The organism is Streptomyces sp. CC224B (assembly GCF_030010595.1).
Taxonomy (GTDB): domain Bacteria; phylum Actinomycetota; class Actinomycetes; order Streptomycetales; family Streptomycetaceae; genus Streptomyces; species Streptomyces longispororuber.
Map to the genome: position 1 here is coordinate 43,211 of NZ_JASCXL010000017.1, position 17,429 is coordinate 60,639.

General features: G+C 71.2%; 9 protein-coding genes. 5 read left to right on the forward strand and 4 right to left on the reverse strand.

Going from position 1 to position 17,429, the window contains the following annotated elements; translation table 11 throughout:
• Positions 1-9: 9 nt before the first annotated feature.
• The 3 genes from QK440_RS09405 (at position 10) to QK440_RS09415 (ending at position 8,907) form a co-directional block, all read left to right on the forward strand.
• A complete protein-coding gene (locus QK440_RS09405) occupies positions 10-6,870 on the forward strand; it encodes a toxin C-terminal domain-containing protein (protein ID WP_282792591.1) in 6,861 nt (2,286 codons plus the stop codon).
• Complete coding sequence (locus QK440_RS09410) at positions 6,867-7,751, forward strand: hypothetical protein (protein ID WP_282792549.1); 885 nt, start codon at positions 6,867-6,869, stop codon at positions 7,749-7,751. The genes QK440_RS09405 and QK440_RS09410 overlap by 4 nt, the downstream gene beginning before the upstream one ends.
• A gap of 370 nt (positions 7,752-8,121) precedes the next feature.
• Positions 8,122-8,907, forward strand: a complete 786-nt coding sequence (locus QK440_RS09415) for a DUF4239 domain-containing protein (protein ID WP_282792550.1) — start codon at positions 8,122-8,124, stop codon at positions 8,905-8,907.
• Between the two features lie 9 nt (positions 8,908-8,916).
• Here QK440_RS09415 and QK440_RS09420 read toward each other — a convergent pair whose 3' ends face one another.
• Positions 8,917-10,329: an MFS transporter gene (locus tag QK440_RS09420; protein ID WP_282792551.1), complete on the reverse strand. Its 1,413-nt coding sequence runs from the start codon at positions 10,327-10,329 to the stop codon at positions 8,917-8,919.
• A gap of 274 nt (positions 10,330-10,603) precedes the next feature.
• Entirely contained in the window at positions 10,604-11,146 is a 543-nt protein-coding gene (locus QK440_RS09425) for an SRPBCC family protein (RefSeq protein WP_282792552.1), read from the reverse strand.
• A 263-nt stretch (positions 11,147-11,409) separates the two neighbouring features.
• Between QK440_RS09425 and QK440_RS09430 the strand changes: the two genes are divergently transcribed.
• On the forward strand, positions 11,410-11,973 hold the full coding sequence (locus QK440_RS09430) for a TetR/AcrR family transcriptional regulator (protein ID WP_282792553.1): 564 nt from the start codon (positions 11,410-11,412) through the stop codon (positions 11,971-11,973).
• A gap of 215 nt (positions 11,974-12,188) precedes the next feature.
• Positions 12,189-13,541: a carotenoid oxygenase family protein gene (locus tag QK440_RS09435; protein WP_282792554.1), complete on the forward strand. Its 1,353-nt coding sequence runs from the start codon at positions 12,189-12,191 to the stop codon at positions 13,539-13,541.
• A 25-nt stretch (positions 13,542-13,566) separates the two neighbouring features.
• On the opposite strand, the gene QK440_RS09440 is transcribed toward QK440_RS09435, so the two are convergent.
• Positions 13,567-14,313 carry a class I SAM-dependent methyltransferase gene (locus QK440_RS09440; RefSeq protein WP_282792555.1) on the reverse strand — a complete coding sequence of 249 codons (747 nt, stop codon included), beginning with the start codon at positions 14,311-14,313 and terminating at the stop codon, positions 13,567-13,569.
• Between the two features lie 319 nt (positions 14,314-14,632).
• Positions 14,633-17,089, reverse strand: coding sequence for a SpoIIE family protein phosphatase (locus QK440_RS09445; RefSeq protein ID WP_282792556.1), 2,457 nt, complete (start codon positions 17,087-17,089; stop codon positions 14,633-14,635).
• Positions 17,090-17,429 lie beyond the last annotated feature (340 nt).

Below are 17,429 nucleotides of genomic sequence, written 5' to 3' on the forward strand. Positions count from 1 at the left end.
TCCGCCGTGATGGTGGGCACGCTGCTCCAAGCAGCCGCCACGCCGACAGCGACCGCCGACAACGGCGGACGCCCCGGCCTTCCCTCAGCGGAGAAGCCCGTCAAGGGCCGCGACGGCACCAAGGCCGAGCCGCGCAAGACGGACCATGGGCCGACGACGCCCGCGCGGAAGCCGAAGGCCGCCTGGCCGCGCCCCGGCTCGGCCGTGGTGACCGTCCCGGGTGCCACGTCACAGGCCGCCGGCACACCGAAGCGGGCCAAGGGCCTGCCCCTGTCCGTCGGTGCCCCGAAGGCTGCTGCCGCCCGCTCCGCCGGCCGCGGTGCGACCAAGCCCGCTCCCGCCGCGCGCGGCGGCGTCGAGGCCCGCGTACTGAGCCGCAAGGCAGCCGAACGCGCCGGCGTGAAGGGCCTGCTGTTCACCCTCGAATCCGGGGAACGCAAGGCGGACAAGGCCGGCACGGTCCAGGCGAAGGTCGACTACTCCGGCTTCGCCGAGGCCTTCGGTGGCGGTTACGCCTCCCGCCTCACCCTGGTCGAGCTGCCCGGCTGCGCCCTCGACGCGCCCTCGAAGGACACGTGCCGTACCGGCAAGCCGGTCCGCACGAGCAACGACACCGAGAAGCAGACCCTGACCGCGAACGCGGTCACCCTGCGCGCCTCCGGCCCGACCCTGCTCGCAGCGGTCGCTGAGGAAGGCGGGAAGAACAGCGACTACAAGGCGACCTCGCTGTCCCCGTCGGCCAAATGGGACACGGATCTGCGCACCGGTGACTTCTCCTGGTCGTACGACATGCCGGTACCGGACGTGCCGGGTGAGCTGAAGCCGAACGTGGGCCTTTCGTACTCCTCGGGCTCGATGGACGGGCGCACCGGGAACACGAACAACCAGGCCTCCTGGGTCGGTGACGGCTTCGATCTGTGGCCCGGCTACATCGAGCGCCGCTACAAGGGGTGCGCCGACGACGGGCAGAAGAACGCGGACGGCAACAAGCCCGGCGACCAGTGCTGGGACTACGACAACGCGTTCATCACGTTCAACGGCAAGGGCGGCGAGCTCGTGCCGGCCGGGGACGACGAGTTCAAGTTCCAGCAGGACGACGGCAGCCGCATCAAGAAGCTCGCGTCCGCCAGCCGCGGCAACGGCGACAACGACGGCGAGTACTGGCGTCTGACCAACCCCGACGGCGTGCGGTACTACTTCGGCTACAACCGCCTTCCGGGCTGGAAGGACGGCAAGGCCGCCACCAACTCCGCGTGGACGGTGCCGGTATTCGGCAACGACAGCGGTGAGCCCTGCCACAAGGACTCCTTCGCCGAGTCCTGGTGCCAGCAGGCATGGCGCTGGAACCTCGACTACGTCGTCGACCCGCGCGGCAACGCCATCGCGTACTACTACGACGAGGAGAAGAACTCCTACGGCCGCAACCTCAAGGCCGAGGACGACACCTCCTACACGCGCGGCGGCTCCCTCGAGCGCATCGAGTACGGCCTGAAGTCCTCCTCCATGTACAGCGGCAAGCCGCTGGCCAAGGTCGACTTCGCCACGTCCGAGCGGTGCATCGTCGACAGCAAGACGGACTGCAAGGACATCGAGAAGGACGCCTTCTACTGGTACGACACGCCGTGGGACCTGAACTGCAAGGCGGGCACCAAGTGCGACAAGGGCCGACTGTCCCCGTCCTTCTTCACCCGTAAGCGCCTGACCGGTGTGTCCACGCAGGTCCTCAAGGGCGACACCTACAGCAAGGTCGACTCCTGGAAGCTGCGCCACCGCTGGGGCAAGGCGGACGTCGACTACCAGCTCCTGCTCGGTTCCGTGGAGCGCACCGGCCACACCGCCGAGCCCGCGGTGACGCTGCCGCGGACCACCTTCTCCTACACCCAGCTCGAGAACCGCCTCGACAAGACCGGCGACGGCTACGCCCCGTTCATCAAGGACCGCCTGTCCACGATCGCCGACGAGTCCGGCGGCCAGGTCGACGTCAACTACTCGACCCCCGCCTGCAAGTGGGACGCGCTGCCCACCCCGCAGTCCAACACCACGCGCTGCTTCCCCCAGTACATCGGCGGAGACTCGGGGGACGACCCCGAGAAGCAGTGGTTCAACAAGTACGTGGTCACCTCCACGACCACCACCGACCGCACCGGCGGCGCCCCCGACGCCGTCACGACGTACGACTACCTGGGCGACGCGGCCTGGCACTACGACGATGACGACGGCCTGACGAAGAAGAAGTTCAAGACCTGGTCCCAGTGGCGCGGCTACGGGCACGTCCGCGTGAAGACGGGCGGCCAGGGCGGCGGCGACGCGCTGAAGACGCAGCAGGACTCCTACTTCCTGCGCGGCATGGACGGCGACCGCAAGGAACCCTCCGGCGGCACCAAGTCCGTCGACGTCGGGCTCGGCGACGACGAGGGCGACCCGATCACCGACCACGAGTCCGCAGCCGGCGTCGAGTACAAGACCGTCGCCTACTCCGGCCCGGGCGGCAAGGTCCTTTCCAAGACCGTGAACCGCCCCTGGCACCACCAGACGGCGAAAAAGGTGCGTGACTGGGGCACGGTCACCGCCAACCTCACCGGCGTCTCCCACAGCAAGACCTGGACCTCGCTGGACGACGGCGCGGGCAAGGACTGGCGCACCACCTCCGTCTCGACGGAGTACGACACGGTCGCGGGACGCCCCGTGCAGGTCGACGACCGCGGTGACAGCACCACGGCCTCCGACAACCAGTGCACCCGCACCACGTACGCGACCAACGCCGACAAGAACATCCTGATGCTGCCGTCACGCGTGGAGACGGTCACAGGCGCGTGCGCCGACACACCGGACCGTGCCAAGGACGTGGTCTCCGACGTGCGGACCGCCTACGACGGCGGCGCGTACGGTGAGGCCCCCACCAAGGGCGATGCCACGGCGACCGCCACGCTGAAGAAGCACGACGGTTCCAAGGCCACCTACCTGGAGTCCGGCGCCACGTTCGACGACTACGGCCGCCAGCTGACCGCCACGGACCTGACCGCCGACGTCACGGTCACCGGCAACGGCGACCCCGTCCGCAGCGTACGCAAGGACGGCCGGACCACCACGACCAGCTACAGCCCGGCCACCGGCTTCGCAGCCAAGATCACCGAGACGACACCCCCGGCGAAGGCCGCCGATCCTGACTCGGCGCAGACGTCGGTCACCGAACTGGAGCCGCTGCGTGGCCAGCCGGCAGCCACGGTCGACACCAACGGCAAGCGCACCGAGCTGAGCTACGACGCGCTCGGCCGCTCGTCCAAGGTATGGCTGCCCGACCGCCGCCCCAGTCAGACCCCGAGCTACGAGTTCACGTACTTCGTCGACGAAGGCAAGCCGGTCGCGGTCCGTACCCAGACCCTGAACAACAACGGCGGCCAGATCCCCTCGTACGCCATCTACGACGGCTTCCTGCGCGAGCGCCAGACCCAGGCGGTCGGCCCGGACGGCGGCCGCATCCTCTCCGACACCTTCTACGACGAACGCGGCCTCGCCACCAAGGCCTTCGCCCCCTACTACACCGAGGGCAGCCCGAACCGCGACCTGTTCCAGCCGGACAACGCGCTGAGCGTGGAGTCCCAGATCCGCACCACCTACGACGGCCTGGGCCGCCCGGTCCAGGAGCAGCAGATCGCCGGCAACGGCGACGGCGGCAAGGTCCTGGCCACCACCAAGACCCTCTACGGTGGCGACCGCACCACGATCATCCCGCCCGAGGGCGACACCGCCACCACCACCCTCACCGACGCACGCGACCGCACCACAGAGCTGCGCCACCACCACAAGCGCAGCGCCGACGCGGAGTTCGACACCACGAAGTACACGTACACGCCGCGTGGCGAACTGGCGAAGGTGACGGACCCGGCCGGCAACTCCTGGTCGTACGGCTACGACCAGATGGGCCGTCAGACGAGCGCCGACGACCCCGACAGGGGCAGGACGACCACCACGTACGACGACCGCGGCCAGGTCACCAGGACCGAAGACGCCCGCGAGACCGTCCTGTCCCACATCTACGACAACCTCGGCCGCAAGACCGAGCTGCGTGAGGGCAGCCCCACCGGCGAACTGCGCGCGAAGTGGGTCTACGACACCATCGACGGGGCCAAGGGCCAGCTGGCCGAGTCCACGCGCTACGTGGACGGGGCCGCGTACACGTCCAAGGTCACCATGCTGGACTCCCTCTACCGGCCGATGAAGTCCGCCGTGGTGATCCCCGAGAAAGAAGGCGCCCTGGCCGGCACCTACCAGACCGGCACCCAGTACCTGACGTCCGGCCTCGTCGGAGGCGTGAGCTACTCCAAGGCGGGCTCCCTGCCCGGCGGCAGCTACAACACCACCTACGACAAGGAGACCCTGCGCCCGCTGTCCGTCCTGGGCGACGGTTTCAAGGCCGACACCAGCTACTCGCTGACGGGCAAGCCGCTCCAGTACACCCTGGGCGCATCCGGCGGCAAGAAGATCTGGGCCACCAACACCTACGAGTGGGGCACCCAGCGCCTGGCCACCTCCCGCGTCGACCGCGAGGACCAGCCGGGCGTCGACCAGCACGACACCTACCGCTACGACGACGCGGGCAACATCCTGTCCGTCTCGGACGTGTCGCGCACCGGTACCGACAACCAGTGCTTCAGCTACGACTACCTGCGCCGTCTCACGGAAGCCTGGGCTCAGGGCGACAAGACCTGCACCGACGCCCCGGCCGGTGACAAGATCGGCGGCCCGGCCCCGTACTGGCACTCCTACACCTACGACAAGGCGGGCAACCGCCTCACCGAAACCCTCCACGACACCAGCGGCGCCACCGGTGACAACGCCAAGGACACCAAGCGGACCTACGAGTACCCCAAGCCGGGCACTCCGCAGCCGCACACCCTGACCTCGGTCACCACTCAGCAGCCCGGCGGAACCGCCACCAAGGACTCCTACGGCTACGACCCCACCGGCAACACCACCACCCGCACTCTGCGTGGCGACACCCAGAAGCTGACCTGGGACGCCGAGGGCCACCTGACCAAGGTCACCGAACCGGACGCCGGCGGGAACGGCAAGGCCAAGGCAACAACCAAGGCCAAGGCAGCGACCAAGACCAAGACGAAGACCACGGAGTACCTCTACGACACCGACGGCAACCGTCTGATCGCCCGCACCCCGACGGAGACCACCCTCTACCTCGGCCACACCGAAGTCACCCTCCCCAAGGGCGCCCCCAAGGCCAAGGCCACCCGCTACACGCCCCTGGGCGGCGGACACGAGGCCGTCACCGCCGACGACGGCTCGGTCACCTTCACCACCGCCGACCACCAGGGCACCGGCCAGCTCTCTGTCGCCGCCGCGGACCTGAAGCTGAACCAGCGCCGCACCCTGCCCTTCGGCGGCCCGCGCGGTGAGCAGCCCAAGGCCTGGCCCGGCACGAAGACCTTCGTCGGCGGCACCGACGACACGGCCTCCACCGGCCTGATCCACCTCGGCGCACGCGAGTACGACCCCACCACCGGCCGCTTCATCTCCGTCGATCCGATCATGGACCTGACGAACCCGCAGCAGATGAACGGCTACGCCTACGGCAACAACAGCCCACTGGTGTATGCCGACCCATCGGGCAAGTTCTCGATCTCCAACATCGTCTCCGGTATCGGCAACTCCATCAGGAAGATGGCCAACAAGGTCGTCTCCTACCTCAACTCGGACAGCTACTCCAGCAGCAGGTTCGGCGGAGGCGGCGGCAGCGGCAGCGGCAGGAATATCGGCGGCGGTTACTGGGGCGGCAGCGGATCCACCAGCAATGCCCTGTACACCGGCGGCGGTGGCAATCGGATGACACAAACGGAGTTCGGGTTCCCCTTCAATCCGATTCCGTTCCCCAAACCGCCCGGCCCCAAGAAGTTCTTCAGCGATCTGGTGGATACGTTCGCCCCTGACGTTGATGCGGCAAAGGGCTGCTGGGACAATCCCGGAGCCAACTGGGACTGCGGCTCGACCGGCATGGAGTTCATGCCGCTCGGCAAGATTTTCAAGGCGCCGGCCAAGGCCATAGCCAGGGCCCTCAAGAAGGCGAAAAAGGCAGAGGGGGCGACCGGGAGAGCCAGCAAGGACATACTCCCCGACTGCACGAAGTGCTTCTTGGCCGGCACCGATGTCCTCATGGCCGACGGCTCCACCAAGAACATCGAGGACGTCAAACTCGGGGACAAGGTTCTGGCCACCGATCCGGAGACCGGTGAAACAGATGAACGCGATGTCACCGCGACCATCGTCACCGACAGCGACAAGCAGTTCACCGAACTGACGATCACCACCCCGGATGGCCCCGCAAAGCTGACCGCCACATATGAACACCCCTTCTGGTCGGTCGATCAGAAGAATTGGATCGAGGCCAGCAACCTCAAGCCCGGCACCACCCTCCGCACGGACGACGGCCGCACTGTCACCGTGACCGCCACCCGGCAGTACCGGGACCACCAGCGCACTTACAACCTCACCATCGAGGGCCTGCACACGTACTATGTGTTGGCAGGCGAGACGCCGGTCCTCGTCCACAACAGCAACTGCAATCTCAACACGCTTACACGTGGACAATCCGACGATATTGCAAAATTCCTCGGATACACGAAAACCAAGAAGTTGTCCGCAGGAAGGACCCCGATTTGGGAGAACAAGAAGGCTGGCGGCGGCCAGCCCAAGTACATCACTTTCGACCGGACCGGACACAACAAGGATGCCGTGTTCAAGGGATCGAATGACAGGAATCCGTTCCAGTCGACGAAGGACTCGGCCCGAGACGGAACCTACGGACTGGATATCGGACCCAAGGGAGAGCTGCGGGGACTCGAATGGCTGGCGAAATGAGCAAGGAGCTGGTCCTCAGCCCTCGCAGCGAGAGCGTGCGGGAGGAGCTGGCAGACGCAGAAGCCTGGGATGCGTATGTGGCGGAACTACGTCAGGTGCTCGGAGTGGTGATCGAGAAGAGCGCCGTCGACGTCCTGGAGGTCGGCGAGCTCCTGGTGGGGGAACCGCTGCCTGACAAGTACCTGGACCTTCGCAATGGCGCCAAGCTCCGGATCCCTCAGGCGATTGACCTTGTCGAAGGAATGGCAGCCGGGCGCGGTCCCTATTGTCGGCTTTCCCTCTCGGGACGGCTTCAGATCGAGTCGGGATGGGACGGGGCTGTACACCTCTACACGACACGAGCGGTAGCCGCTGACCTGGCGGGACTCCGCTACCGAAGCATCGTTCTCCAGTGGCGCGACGCGACTCCTGAGCCCCTGGCGATCTCGGATCCGGTGGGTGCTGTGGCGGACGAGAGTTTCTGGTCGACGGTGGCGAAGGCCTCCGAGCGTTTCACCTTGTTGTGTGAGCGCTGGGCGCACGGCGCCTACGGGTGCCGCTGGTTTCGCGTGACTCGGGAGAACGCAGCTGAGGTGGCCCGACTCGTACGGCCACGCTCACTGGTCTGCGTGGTCAGCGATCCGGAGTTGCACCCCAGGCCTGAGCTGTTGGAGGACGATTTCACCGCCTTCGTGGCCCCGCTGCTGCCCGGCGAATTGGCCTATCGGGCCTACCCCGGCGGCGCCGATACGCTGACCGAGGTCACAGGTGAGGGTTTCTCACTCATGCTTGCGGACAGCGTGATGAGCGGCTGGTGCGCCGTGGTGCCGGACTCGGACGGAGTGAACAGGGCGCAGTGGGAGAGCCCAGGTGAGCCGGATTCCGATCACCCGCCCGCATGAGGCCAGCCGGCCCGGACGAGTACGCCACACCCCTTGACCTTCAGTTGAGGTCCTGCGAGCGGTAAGCGGCCGTGGCGTCATGGGGCATCCCGCCGGAGTCTCGGCGGGATGCCCCATCGGCATCCTGTGGGCCGAGGTCCCTTACGGGGGTCCGCGATCCGCCTTGGGCACTGCACGACGTGCAGCAGCATATTCATGCGCATGTGATGTCTCGTCAGGTGCGCCCCGGGGAGGCGGCCCCGAGTGCGGGCTTCCGGTGTCGTGCGCCGTGGTGGCGCCCGTCCGATGGCGCGCCCCGGGTTCACCTGTACAGGTGCGTTTGGTGCCCGCCGGGCGTAGTGATCGGGGCAGGTGAGCAGGACAAGCCCTCGTGGAGCTCTGGCTGTTGAACCATCTGTCCACTCCTGTCCTGGCCCTGATCGTCGTCGGCGGCATCGTCGCGCTGGCCCTGGCGGGCAGCGTGCTGGCGTACCGGTGGCACCCCGCCCTCGCCGAGGGTGAGCACAACGACATGGTCGGTGCGGGGCTCGGCATGTTCGCCGCCATCTACGGGATCATCCTGGCCTTCGTCGTCGTCACCCTGTGGACCGAGGCCGACGAGGCGGAGACGGTGGTCGCCAACGAGTCGACGTACCTGGCGCAGATGGTCCGGGACTCCCGGGCCTTCCCGCCCGCCCAGCGGGCCCGCATGGAGGGCGCCGTCAGCGCGTACGTGCACGCCGTGGCGGAGGTCCAGTGGCCCCTGATGCGCGAGGGACGCCCCCGGTACGGGGCCACGGAGAAGGCCATGGACGACATGTTCGCCGCCCTGAACGCCTTCGAGCCGCGGACGGAGCGCCAGAAGGCCTTCCACCGCGAGACCATCAGCGACATCAACAAGGTCGTCGCCGAACGCCGGGCCCGGCTCACCAAGGCGCGGCAGTCCCTGCCGGGGCTGTTCAAGGTCCAGGCGTACGGGGGCGCGTTGGTGGTCATCCCGCTGACTTTCCTGTACGGCAACAAGAGCCGGCCCGTACGGCTGCTGTTCGTGGGCTCGGTCGCCGCGCTCGTCGGGTTCAGCCTGCTGCTCGTCCTGGTCCTCGACCACCCGTTCTCCGGCGACATCAGCGTGCCGCCGGACGCGTACAAGGAAGGCGCGCTGGCGAAGTTCTGGTGAGGCCGGGCGTCAGCCGTCGGTGTCCGCGCGCCCGGCGGGCAGGGCCGCGCCCGGCGGCGACCCGGCGCGACCGCGCGCCAGGTGGACGCAGGCTCCGGCGGCGGCGAGCAGCGCGGCGAGGGCCGCCGCGACGAGGGCGCGGCGGTAGCCGTGCGCCAGGGCGGCGGGGGTGGCCGCCGCGGGCGCGGCGAGGGGCGTGAGGACCGCGAGCCCGAGGGCGCCGCCGATCTGCCGGGAGGTGTTGACGAGCCCGCCCGCGACCCCGGCGTGCCGGGGCTCGACCGTCGCGACACCCAGCGCGGTCAGGGGCACGAAGGCGAGCCCGAGGCCGGCGCCGATCAGCACGGAGGGGCCGAACAGGTCGCCGACGAGGTGTCCGCCGACGGGCAGCCGGGCGAGCCAGAGCAGTCCGGCGGCGAGCACGAGGAGCCCCGGCAGGAGCGTGCCCCGCAGCCGCCCCGCGCCCCAGGACGCCGCCATGAGGGCGGTGGCGAGGGGCAGTTGGGCGAGCCCCGCTTCCAGGGGCGAGTGGCCGAGGACGTTCTGCTGGTAGAGCGGCAGGAAGAAGAACGTGGCGACCCATGCGGCGCCGAGCAGCAGCATCAGGACGTTGCCCGTCACGACCGCGCGGTCGCGCAGCAGCGCCGGAGGCAGCAGGGGATCACTCGCGCGCCGTTCGACCGGCGCCAGCGCGAGGAGCAGCAGCACCCCGGCCGCCGGGACGACGAAGCCGGGCAGTGGCGCGTGGCCCTGGGCACCCAGGCCGTGGACGAGGAGGGTGAGCCCGGCCGTGACCAGCAGCGCGCCGGGCACGTCGAGGCGTGCCGTGCGCCCGCGTGCGTCCCGCGCCAGGAGCAGGGGCGCGGCCACCAGGCCCGGCAGGGCCACGAGGGCGCTGACCGCGAACACCGCCCACCAGCCCAGGGCACTGGTGAGCACCCCGCCGAGCAGGACGCCCGCGGCCCCGCCCGCCGCGGAGGCCGCGCCCCAGACGCCCAGGGCCCGGCCGCGGCCGGGCCCCGGCGGCCAGTGGGCCAGCAGGACCGCCAGGCCGGCCGGTGAGAGCAGGGCCGCGCCGGCCCCCTGAACCGCACGGGCCGCGACGAGGGGCCCGAAGCCCCAGGGGACGCTCGCGGCCAGGGACCCGGCGGCGAAGAGGAGGAGCCCCGCGACGAAGGCGGTGCGGTGGCCGAGCAGGTCGGTGAGGCGGCCGCCCACGGGCAGCAGGGCCCCGAAGGCGATGAGGTAGGCGTTGACGATCCAGGCCAGGCCGGCCGGTGTCAGCCGGAGGTCCTGGCCGACGGCGGGCAGGGCGACGTTCACGATGGAGGTGTTGAGCACCACGAGGAACTGCGCACCGGCCAGCAGGCACAGGACGGGGCCCGGGCGGTGCGGGGGCGGTGCGGGCGTCGGGAGGGACATGATGCCTTTCGGGACGGGCCGGGACGGGCCAGGCCGGGACGGGCCGGGGCCGGTGGGCCGGAGTCGGCAGGCCGGGGCCGGTGGGCCGGAGTCGGCAGGCCGGGGTCAGCGGACCGGGGCCGGCAAGCCGGGGTCAGCGGACCGGGGCCGGCAAGCCCACCTCGGCGGACCAGGCCTGCGAACCGAGGTCCGGGCAGGCCGAGGTCGGGAAGGAAGCGGAGTTGGGAGCCGTGCCGGGGCCGAACCGCGCTCAGGCCCCGAGCGGCACCAGGGGTCAGGCGTGCTTGCCGTACCGGGGCTGGGGGTGGCGCTTCTCCGCCCGCTGCTTGAGGTGGTGCAGCCAGGCGTCGAGGGAGGCAGCCAGGGCCTTTTGGAGGTACGCGGTGTTGGCGTCGACGGGCGCGCCGCTCCAGGACTCCTCGGTGTGGACGCGGGCGCCGCCCCTGACCGGGGTGAAGGTCCACACGTGTACGGCGGTGATGCCCTGGGCGGGCCCGCCCCAGACGATGCGGCGCTCGGGCCACACCTGCTCGACCGTCGAGGTGATGCCCTCCAGGCCCTCGGTGGACCAGACCCACGAGGACCCCGGCCGCAGCGGCCCCGGGGTCCGCTTGACGGAGGAGCTGACGCCCGGCTGCCAGGCGGGCCAGCCCTCGACGTCCGTCTGGATGCGCCACACGCGGTCCAGGGGCGCGTGGATGACGATGTCGTCGCGGCTGACGACCGGGGCCTTCTCGTCGATGCCCACCGGCGCGGGACCTGAGCTCCCGAAGGTCAGCGGCAGCGCGGCGAGGAGGGCGGTGGCGAAGGCGAACATGAGGATTCCTCCAGGGTCTGGAAGGGGGGAAGCACGGGGTGGCAGAGGGGGCCGGGGCCAAGGAGTGGGAGCGGGTACGCGTCGCTGCCCGCGCGGAGCGATGCCGGGACGGCGCGAGACTGTGTGGTCGCCCACTCACTCTGATGTGAGTACTCAACCACTCACCCACCGGGGCGTCAACATCCAGCCCGCCCATCAGCCGCAGACGAGCAGCTCCCACACCTCCCTTGACTCTCTCCGTGAGTGAGTGGTTGAGTACTCACATGAAGACGGAACGCCGCCAGCTCTCCACGGCCGAAGAACGACGGGAAGCGGTCCTGCGCACCGCCATCGGCGCCTTCGCCGCACGGGGATACTTCGGGACCACCACCACGGAGGTGGCCAAGGCCGCCGGCATCTCACAGGCGTACGTCTACCGGCTCTTCCCGAACAAGGAAGCCCTGTTCACCGCGGTCGTCGAGCACTGCTTCGTCCGGGTCAGGGCCGCCCTCGAAGGCGGCGCGGCCGAGGCCGCGAGCAGCGCCCCCGAAGCGGTGCTGGACTCGATGGGCGATGCCTACGCCCGACTGATCAGCGACAACGACCTCATGCTGGTGCAGTTGCACGCCCAGGCGGCCGCGGTCTCCGAGCCCGCGATCCGCGAGGCGGTCCGGGCCGGATACGCCCGCACGGTCGAGTACGTACGCGGCGCCTCGGGCGGCAGCGAGGAGCAGGTACAGCGGTTCTTCGCCACCGGCATGCTCTGCCACCTGCTGGTCTCCATCGACGCGGAGGCGGTCTCCGCGCCCTGGACCCGCACCCTGACCACCGGCATCACGCACTACTGACCCGCGCCCCGACCACCGCCTGCCTCCTCTCCCCACCGCCCCACCTCGTCGAACCGGCAGCCGCACCTCCACGGACCCAGCGGCTGCCCTCTTTCCGCCCCAGGGAGTGAGTGTTCAACCACACACCCGCCGCACACTCCAACCGCACACTCCAACCGCGCACTCCGACCACGCACTCCACTCATCCGCCGAAACCACCGGAATCGAGGCTCCTCATGGCCAGCAAGCCCTACCTGACCGGTCACTACGCCCCCGTCCCCGATGAGATCACCGCGACCGAACTGACCGTGGACGGCGCCCTGCCGCCCGAGCTGACCGGCCGCCTGGTCCGCAACAGCCACAACCCCAAGCCCGGCGTCACCCCCACCCACTGGTTCAAAGGCAGCGGCATGGTGCACGGCGTCCGGCTGAACCAGGGCCGCGCCGAGTGGTACCGCAACCGGTGGGTCCACACCCCCGCCCTGGAGGGCGCTCCCTACCTGACCGACCAGGGGCCCGACCTGACGGTCAGCACAGCGGGTACGCACGTCATCGAGCACGGCGGCCGGCTCCTGGCCCTCTCGGAGGCGGCGCTGCCCTTCGAGCTGACGCCCGACCTGGAGACCGTGGGCGCCTACGACTTCGGCGGCAAGCTCACCTCCGCCATGACCGCCCACCCCAAGGAGGACCCGGCAACCGGCGAGCTGCACTTCTTCGCCTCCTCGCCGTTCCCTCCCTTCCTGATCCACCACGTCGCCTCCGCCGACGGGCAGGTGCTCGACAGCCAGGAGGTGCCCGGGGCGAGCGCCGCGCTGAAGCACGACTTCGCGATCACCGAGCACCACGTGGTCTTCCTGGAGGGCTCGGTCACCTTCGACCCCGCCGAGCACTCCGGGATCCCGTACGGCTGGAGCGACGCGCAGGCCACCCGGATCGGCGTCATGCCGCGCGGGGCGGGCGGTGCCCGGCGGATCCGCTGGTTCGAGGTCGACCAGGGGTACAGCATGCACATCGCGAACGCCTACGAGGACGCCGCCGGGCGCGTCGTCGTCGAGGGCCCGGCCGTGGGCCGCGAGGGCTGGCGGCGCTCCTGGAACTGGTGGGTCGGCGCCCCGGACCGCGGCGCCGAGCCGAGCTCCGGCTCCCGCGGCCGCCGCTGGACGGTCGACCTGGCCGCGGGCACCGTCCGGGAGCAGCAGACCGACGACCTGACGGTGGAGTTCCCCACGATCAACGACGGCTTCACCGGCAGCGAGCACCGCTTCCAGTACGCGCTGTCGTTCCCCGACGACCTCGGGATCGGCCACCACGCCCTGGTGAAGTACGACCGCGCCACCGGGGCCCGACAGCTCCTGCCCTTCGGCACCGGCCGGCTGCCCAGCGAGGCGGTGTTCGTCCCGGCGGACGGCGCCACCGGCGAGGACGAGGGCTACCTCCTGACCGTCGTGAGCGACCTGAACGCCGACGCGTCCGCGCTGCTCGTCCTCGACGCCTCCGACCTCACCGCGGAACCGGTCGCCACGGTCCGCCTCCCCCGGCGGGTACCCGCGATGATCCACGGCTCGTGGATCCCCGACACGGCCCTGTGACGGGAGTCCGGGAGCTCCGGCCGGTTCAGGCCGCCGGGCCGGTGGCCGTGTCCGCCCGGCCCAGCACGAGCCACCGCGAGGGCAGTTCGATGCGGGTGCCGTCGGGCGTGAACTCGGTCGTGGCGAGCGGGAGTTCGCCGTCGGCGAGCACGGTCAGGCCCGCCTCCCGGACGTGGTCGAGCACCGCCGCGTCGGCGACCTCGCCGGGCGTGAGGCCGTGGGCGAAGACCGGCGCCAGCTTCGGCGGCGGTCCGCCCACGCGCTGCGCCAGGCGGGCCAGGACCGGGCGCGCGGCCTCCGTCAGCTCGACGACGAAGGCCCGCCCGCGCTCGCCGGTCAGCGTCGCCAGGGTGTCGACCAGCGGCTGCCGGTCGGCGGGCTCGCACTGGTGCAGCACGCCCCGCATGTACACGTTGGCGTCGCCGAGTTCCGCGTGCAGTTGCTCCGCCGCGCTCCGCTCCGCCGCGTCGATCTGCCGGTACTCCGCCTGCCCGGCGCGGTCCTCGCGCCGGGCGTGGTCGATCGCGGCGGCGGACAGGTCGATGCCGAGGACGTGGGGGAAGCGGTCGGCGAGGAAGCGGGTCTGGGTGCCGTTGCCGCAGCCGACGTCGACGACGGGCAGGCCCGGCGCGGTCACGTACGGCTCGAAGAGAGCCAGGTGGAGGCCCACGGTCAGGGCCGGTTCGGCGTCCCAGAAGACGCCGCCCACCGTTTCGGGAGCCTCGCTCCAGAAGCCGTCCCACGCTTCCCGGTACCGACTCGTGACGCTCATGACCAGCTCCCCAGGTGTGACCGGCGTGACCGGTGACGGTGCGACCGGTGGCAGTGTGACCGGCGACCGGTGACGTGACCGGTGTGACCGGTGCCGTCGCAGCCGACGACAAGATCGGTCTACCGCTCGCGGGGGCGCTCGACAAGCCGCGCGGGCGCACCTTCACGGCGCTTTCGATACGTGTTCGCCGGGCGTGTGCCCGCGCGCGGCCCCACGCGACGGAGCGCACTCCCCATCCGCCCCGCACGGGCCGTGCCGTCCCCGGGGTCGCTCGGGTCCCAGGGCCCCACCCCGCCCGCGCCGACGCCCCCGCCGGCCGTCAGCGGCGCGGCGGCTCCAGCTCGAACCACACCGTCTTGCCCGAGGCGCCGCTGCTCGTGCCCCACTCCTTGGCGAACCGCGTCACCACGCGCAGGCCGCGCCCGAACTCGTCGCCGGGCCCGGCGCTCAGCAGGGTCGGCAGCGACGGGTCCTGGTCCTCGACCTCGCACAGGAGGCGCCCCGAGCGGACCAGGCGCAGTCCGATCCGCGCACCGCGCGCGTGCCGTACGGCGTTGGTGACGAGCTCGCTGACCAGCAGGCCCGCGGTGTCCTCCAGGGCCCCGAGCCCCCAGTCGCGCAGTTGGCGGCGGACCAGCTCCCGGGCCCGGCTGACCTCGCTCGGGTCGGACGCGAGCCGCCAGTGGCCGACGTCGTCCGGCGCCACCCCGTTGAGCCGCGCCATCAGCAGGGCCACGTCGTCCTTGCGGCCGCCGCGGGTGTTGAGCGCCCGGATGATCGTGTCGCAGGCCGCGTCCATGGACGCGGCGGGGTGGGCGGCCGACTCCACGAGCGTGGCGAGGCCGACGCCGATGTCCTCGCCGCGCACCTCGACGAGCCCGTCGGTGCACATCAGCAGCCGGTCACCGGGCTCGACGCGCACCCGGACCGACTCGAAGGGCACGCCCCCGACGCCGATGGGCGCCCCGGTCGGCAGGTCGAGCAGCTCGCTGCGGCCGGAGCGGGCCCGCACCAGGACCGGCGGGATGTGCCCGGCGTTCGCCAGGTGCAGATCGCCCGCGATGGGGTCGTAGACCGCGTACAGGCACGTCGCGAGGTAGTGCTCGCCGAGCCGCTGCGCCAGGTCGTCGAGGTTGCGCAGGAGCTGGGCGGGCGGCAGGTCGAGGGCGGCCATGGTCTGCACGGCCGTGCGCAGCTGGCCCATCATCGCCGCCGAGTTGAGGCCGTGCCCCATGACGTCGCCGACGACGAGCGCCGTCCGCGCCCCCGGCAGCTTCACGGAGTCGAACCAGTCGCCGCCGACCCGCCCGAGCAGGGTGCCCGGCAGATAGCGCGTGGCGATGTCGCAGCCGGACATCCGGGGCTCTATGTGCGGCAGCATGCTGTCCTGGAGGGTGTCGGCCACCGACTCCTGGTACGTGTACATGCGCGCGTTGTCCAGTACGAGGCCCGCGCGGGCGGCCAGTTCGGCGCCCGTCACCCGGTCCATGTCGTTGAAGACGGGCCGCTCCCGGTGGCGCAGCAGGATCATGAAGCCGAGCACGACGTTGCGCGCCTTCAGGGGCACGACCAGCATCGAGCGGTGGTTGATGAGCGGGCGGATGTCGCGCTTCTCGAACTGCGAGGCGATGGCGTTGCCCATCTCCTCGGTGATGCGCGGCACGAGCACCGGCTCGCCCGAGGTCATGCACTGGAAGAACGGCGTGTGGGCGGGGAACGGCATGGACTCGCCGACGGGCACCACGTCGTCCCAGCGGCCCGGTTCGTCGGTGTGCTCCACGGCCACGCGGTGCCACAGCGTGGTCTCGTCCGGGACGCCCTCGGGGAAGCCCTCGCCCGCGACGACCTGCTCGCGCAGATAGGTGCCCGCGACGTCGGTGAAGCGCGGTACGACCGCCCTGCTGACCTCCTGGATGGTGCGGGACAGGTCGAGGGAGGAGCCGATGCGCGCGCTCACCTCGTTCAGGAACTCCAGGCGCTCGCGGACCGCGGCGTACTCCAGGTCCTCGGCGTCCTCGGCGTCCTCAGCGTCCTCGGCATCGCTGTCGGTCTGCGGCTCCGGCGCCCGCCCGGCCGCGGCCGCCTCCGCCGCGCGCCGTCTGCGCGCCTGGCGCTCGGCCCGGCGCGGCACACCCCAGTCGGGCGTGACGGGCACCCGGTCGTGCTGGCTGAACTCGAGCACCGGGTAGCCCAGTTCCAGCACCTGCGAGACGATGCGGGCGCTCTCCGCCACGCTCATGCTGGGCAGGATCTCCGGGAGCCGCCGGGCCAGGTCGTCCGCCCCGGGGAAGTCGGTGTGCAGCGCGAACCCCGGCGCTATGCGCTCCACGCGCGCGCCGTCGGGGCCGTCGGCGGCGGCCAGGCGGGCCGCGTCCGCGGCGAGCACGAGCAGCCGCTCCGGGCCGGGCCCGACCAGCGGGTACGCCCACCACAGCACGTCGAGCCGCCCGCTCCGGCCCGCCGAGGGCGTCAGCCGGGCGCGGCCCGCCGCCGGGTAGGAGATGTGGCCGTCCAGGGAGCTGCCGAGGTCGGGGCCCAGGTCGTCGTAGGCGGCGTAGTCCTCGCCGGCGTGCGGCGGCAGCGCGCCGGAGACGGGCAGCAGGTCGCCCGCCGGGCGGCCGACCGCGTCCTCCTTGGCGTAGCCGAACAGGCGCCGCGCGCCCACGCTCCAGTGGGAGACGAGTCCGGCGCCGTCGATGACGACCACGGCCAGGGGGACGCGGCCGGACACGGCGTCGCGCGCCGCCGGTCCGCCGTCCGGGGTCCCACGCTCCATGGCCAAGGCTCCTTCCCACGGCGCGGCAAGATCTGCTCCGCCCCCAACCACCGTACGACCGGGACGGGTTACCGTGCGGCTCCTTGCGCGAATTGACCACGCACCGACCGGTCCTGTCCGGTCCGTGTCCCTCCCTGAAGGCCCACGTCAGCCGCCGTCGGTCCGGACCGCTCCCGGTCGGTCCCGGTCCCCCGCCGAGGACGACCCGGCCGCCCCCGGCCGGAACCAGTCGGTCCCGGTCAGCCCTGTCCGTCCTGATCAGCCGCGGTCGGGCCCGGTCAGGAGCGGCCGCCGCGTCCGGGCGGCCGTGCCCGCGGCGGCCGTGCCCGCGGCCCCATGG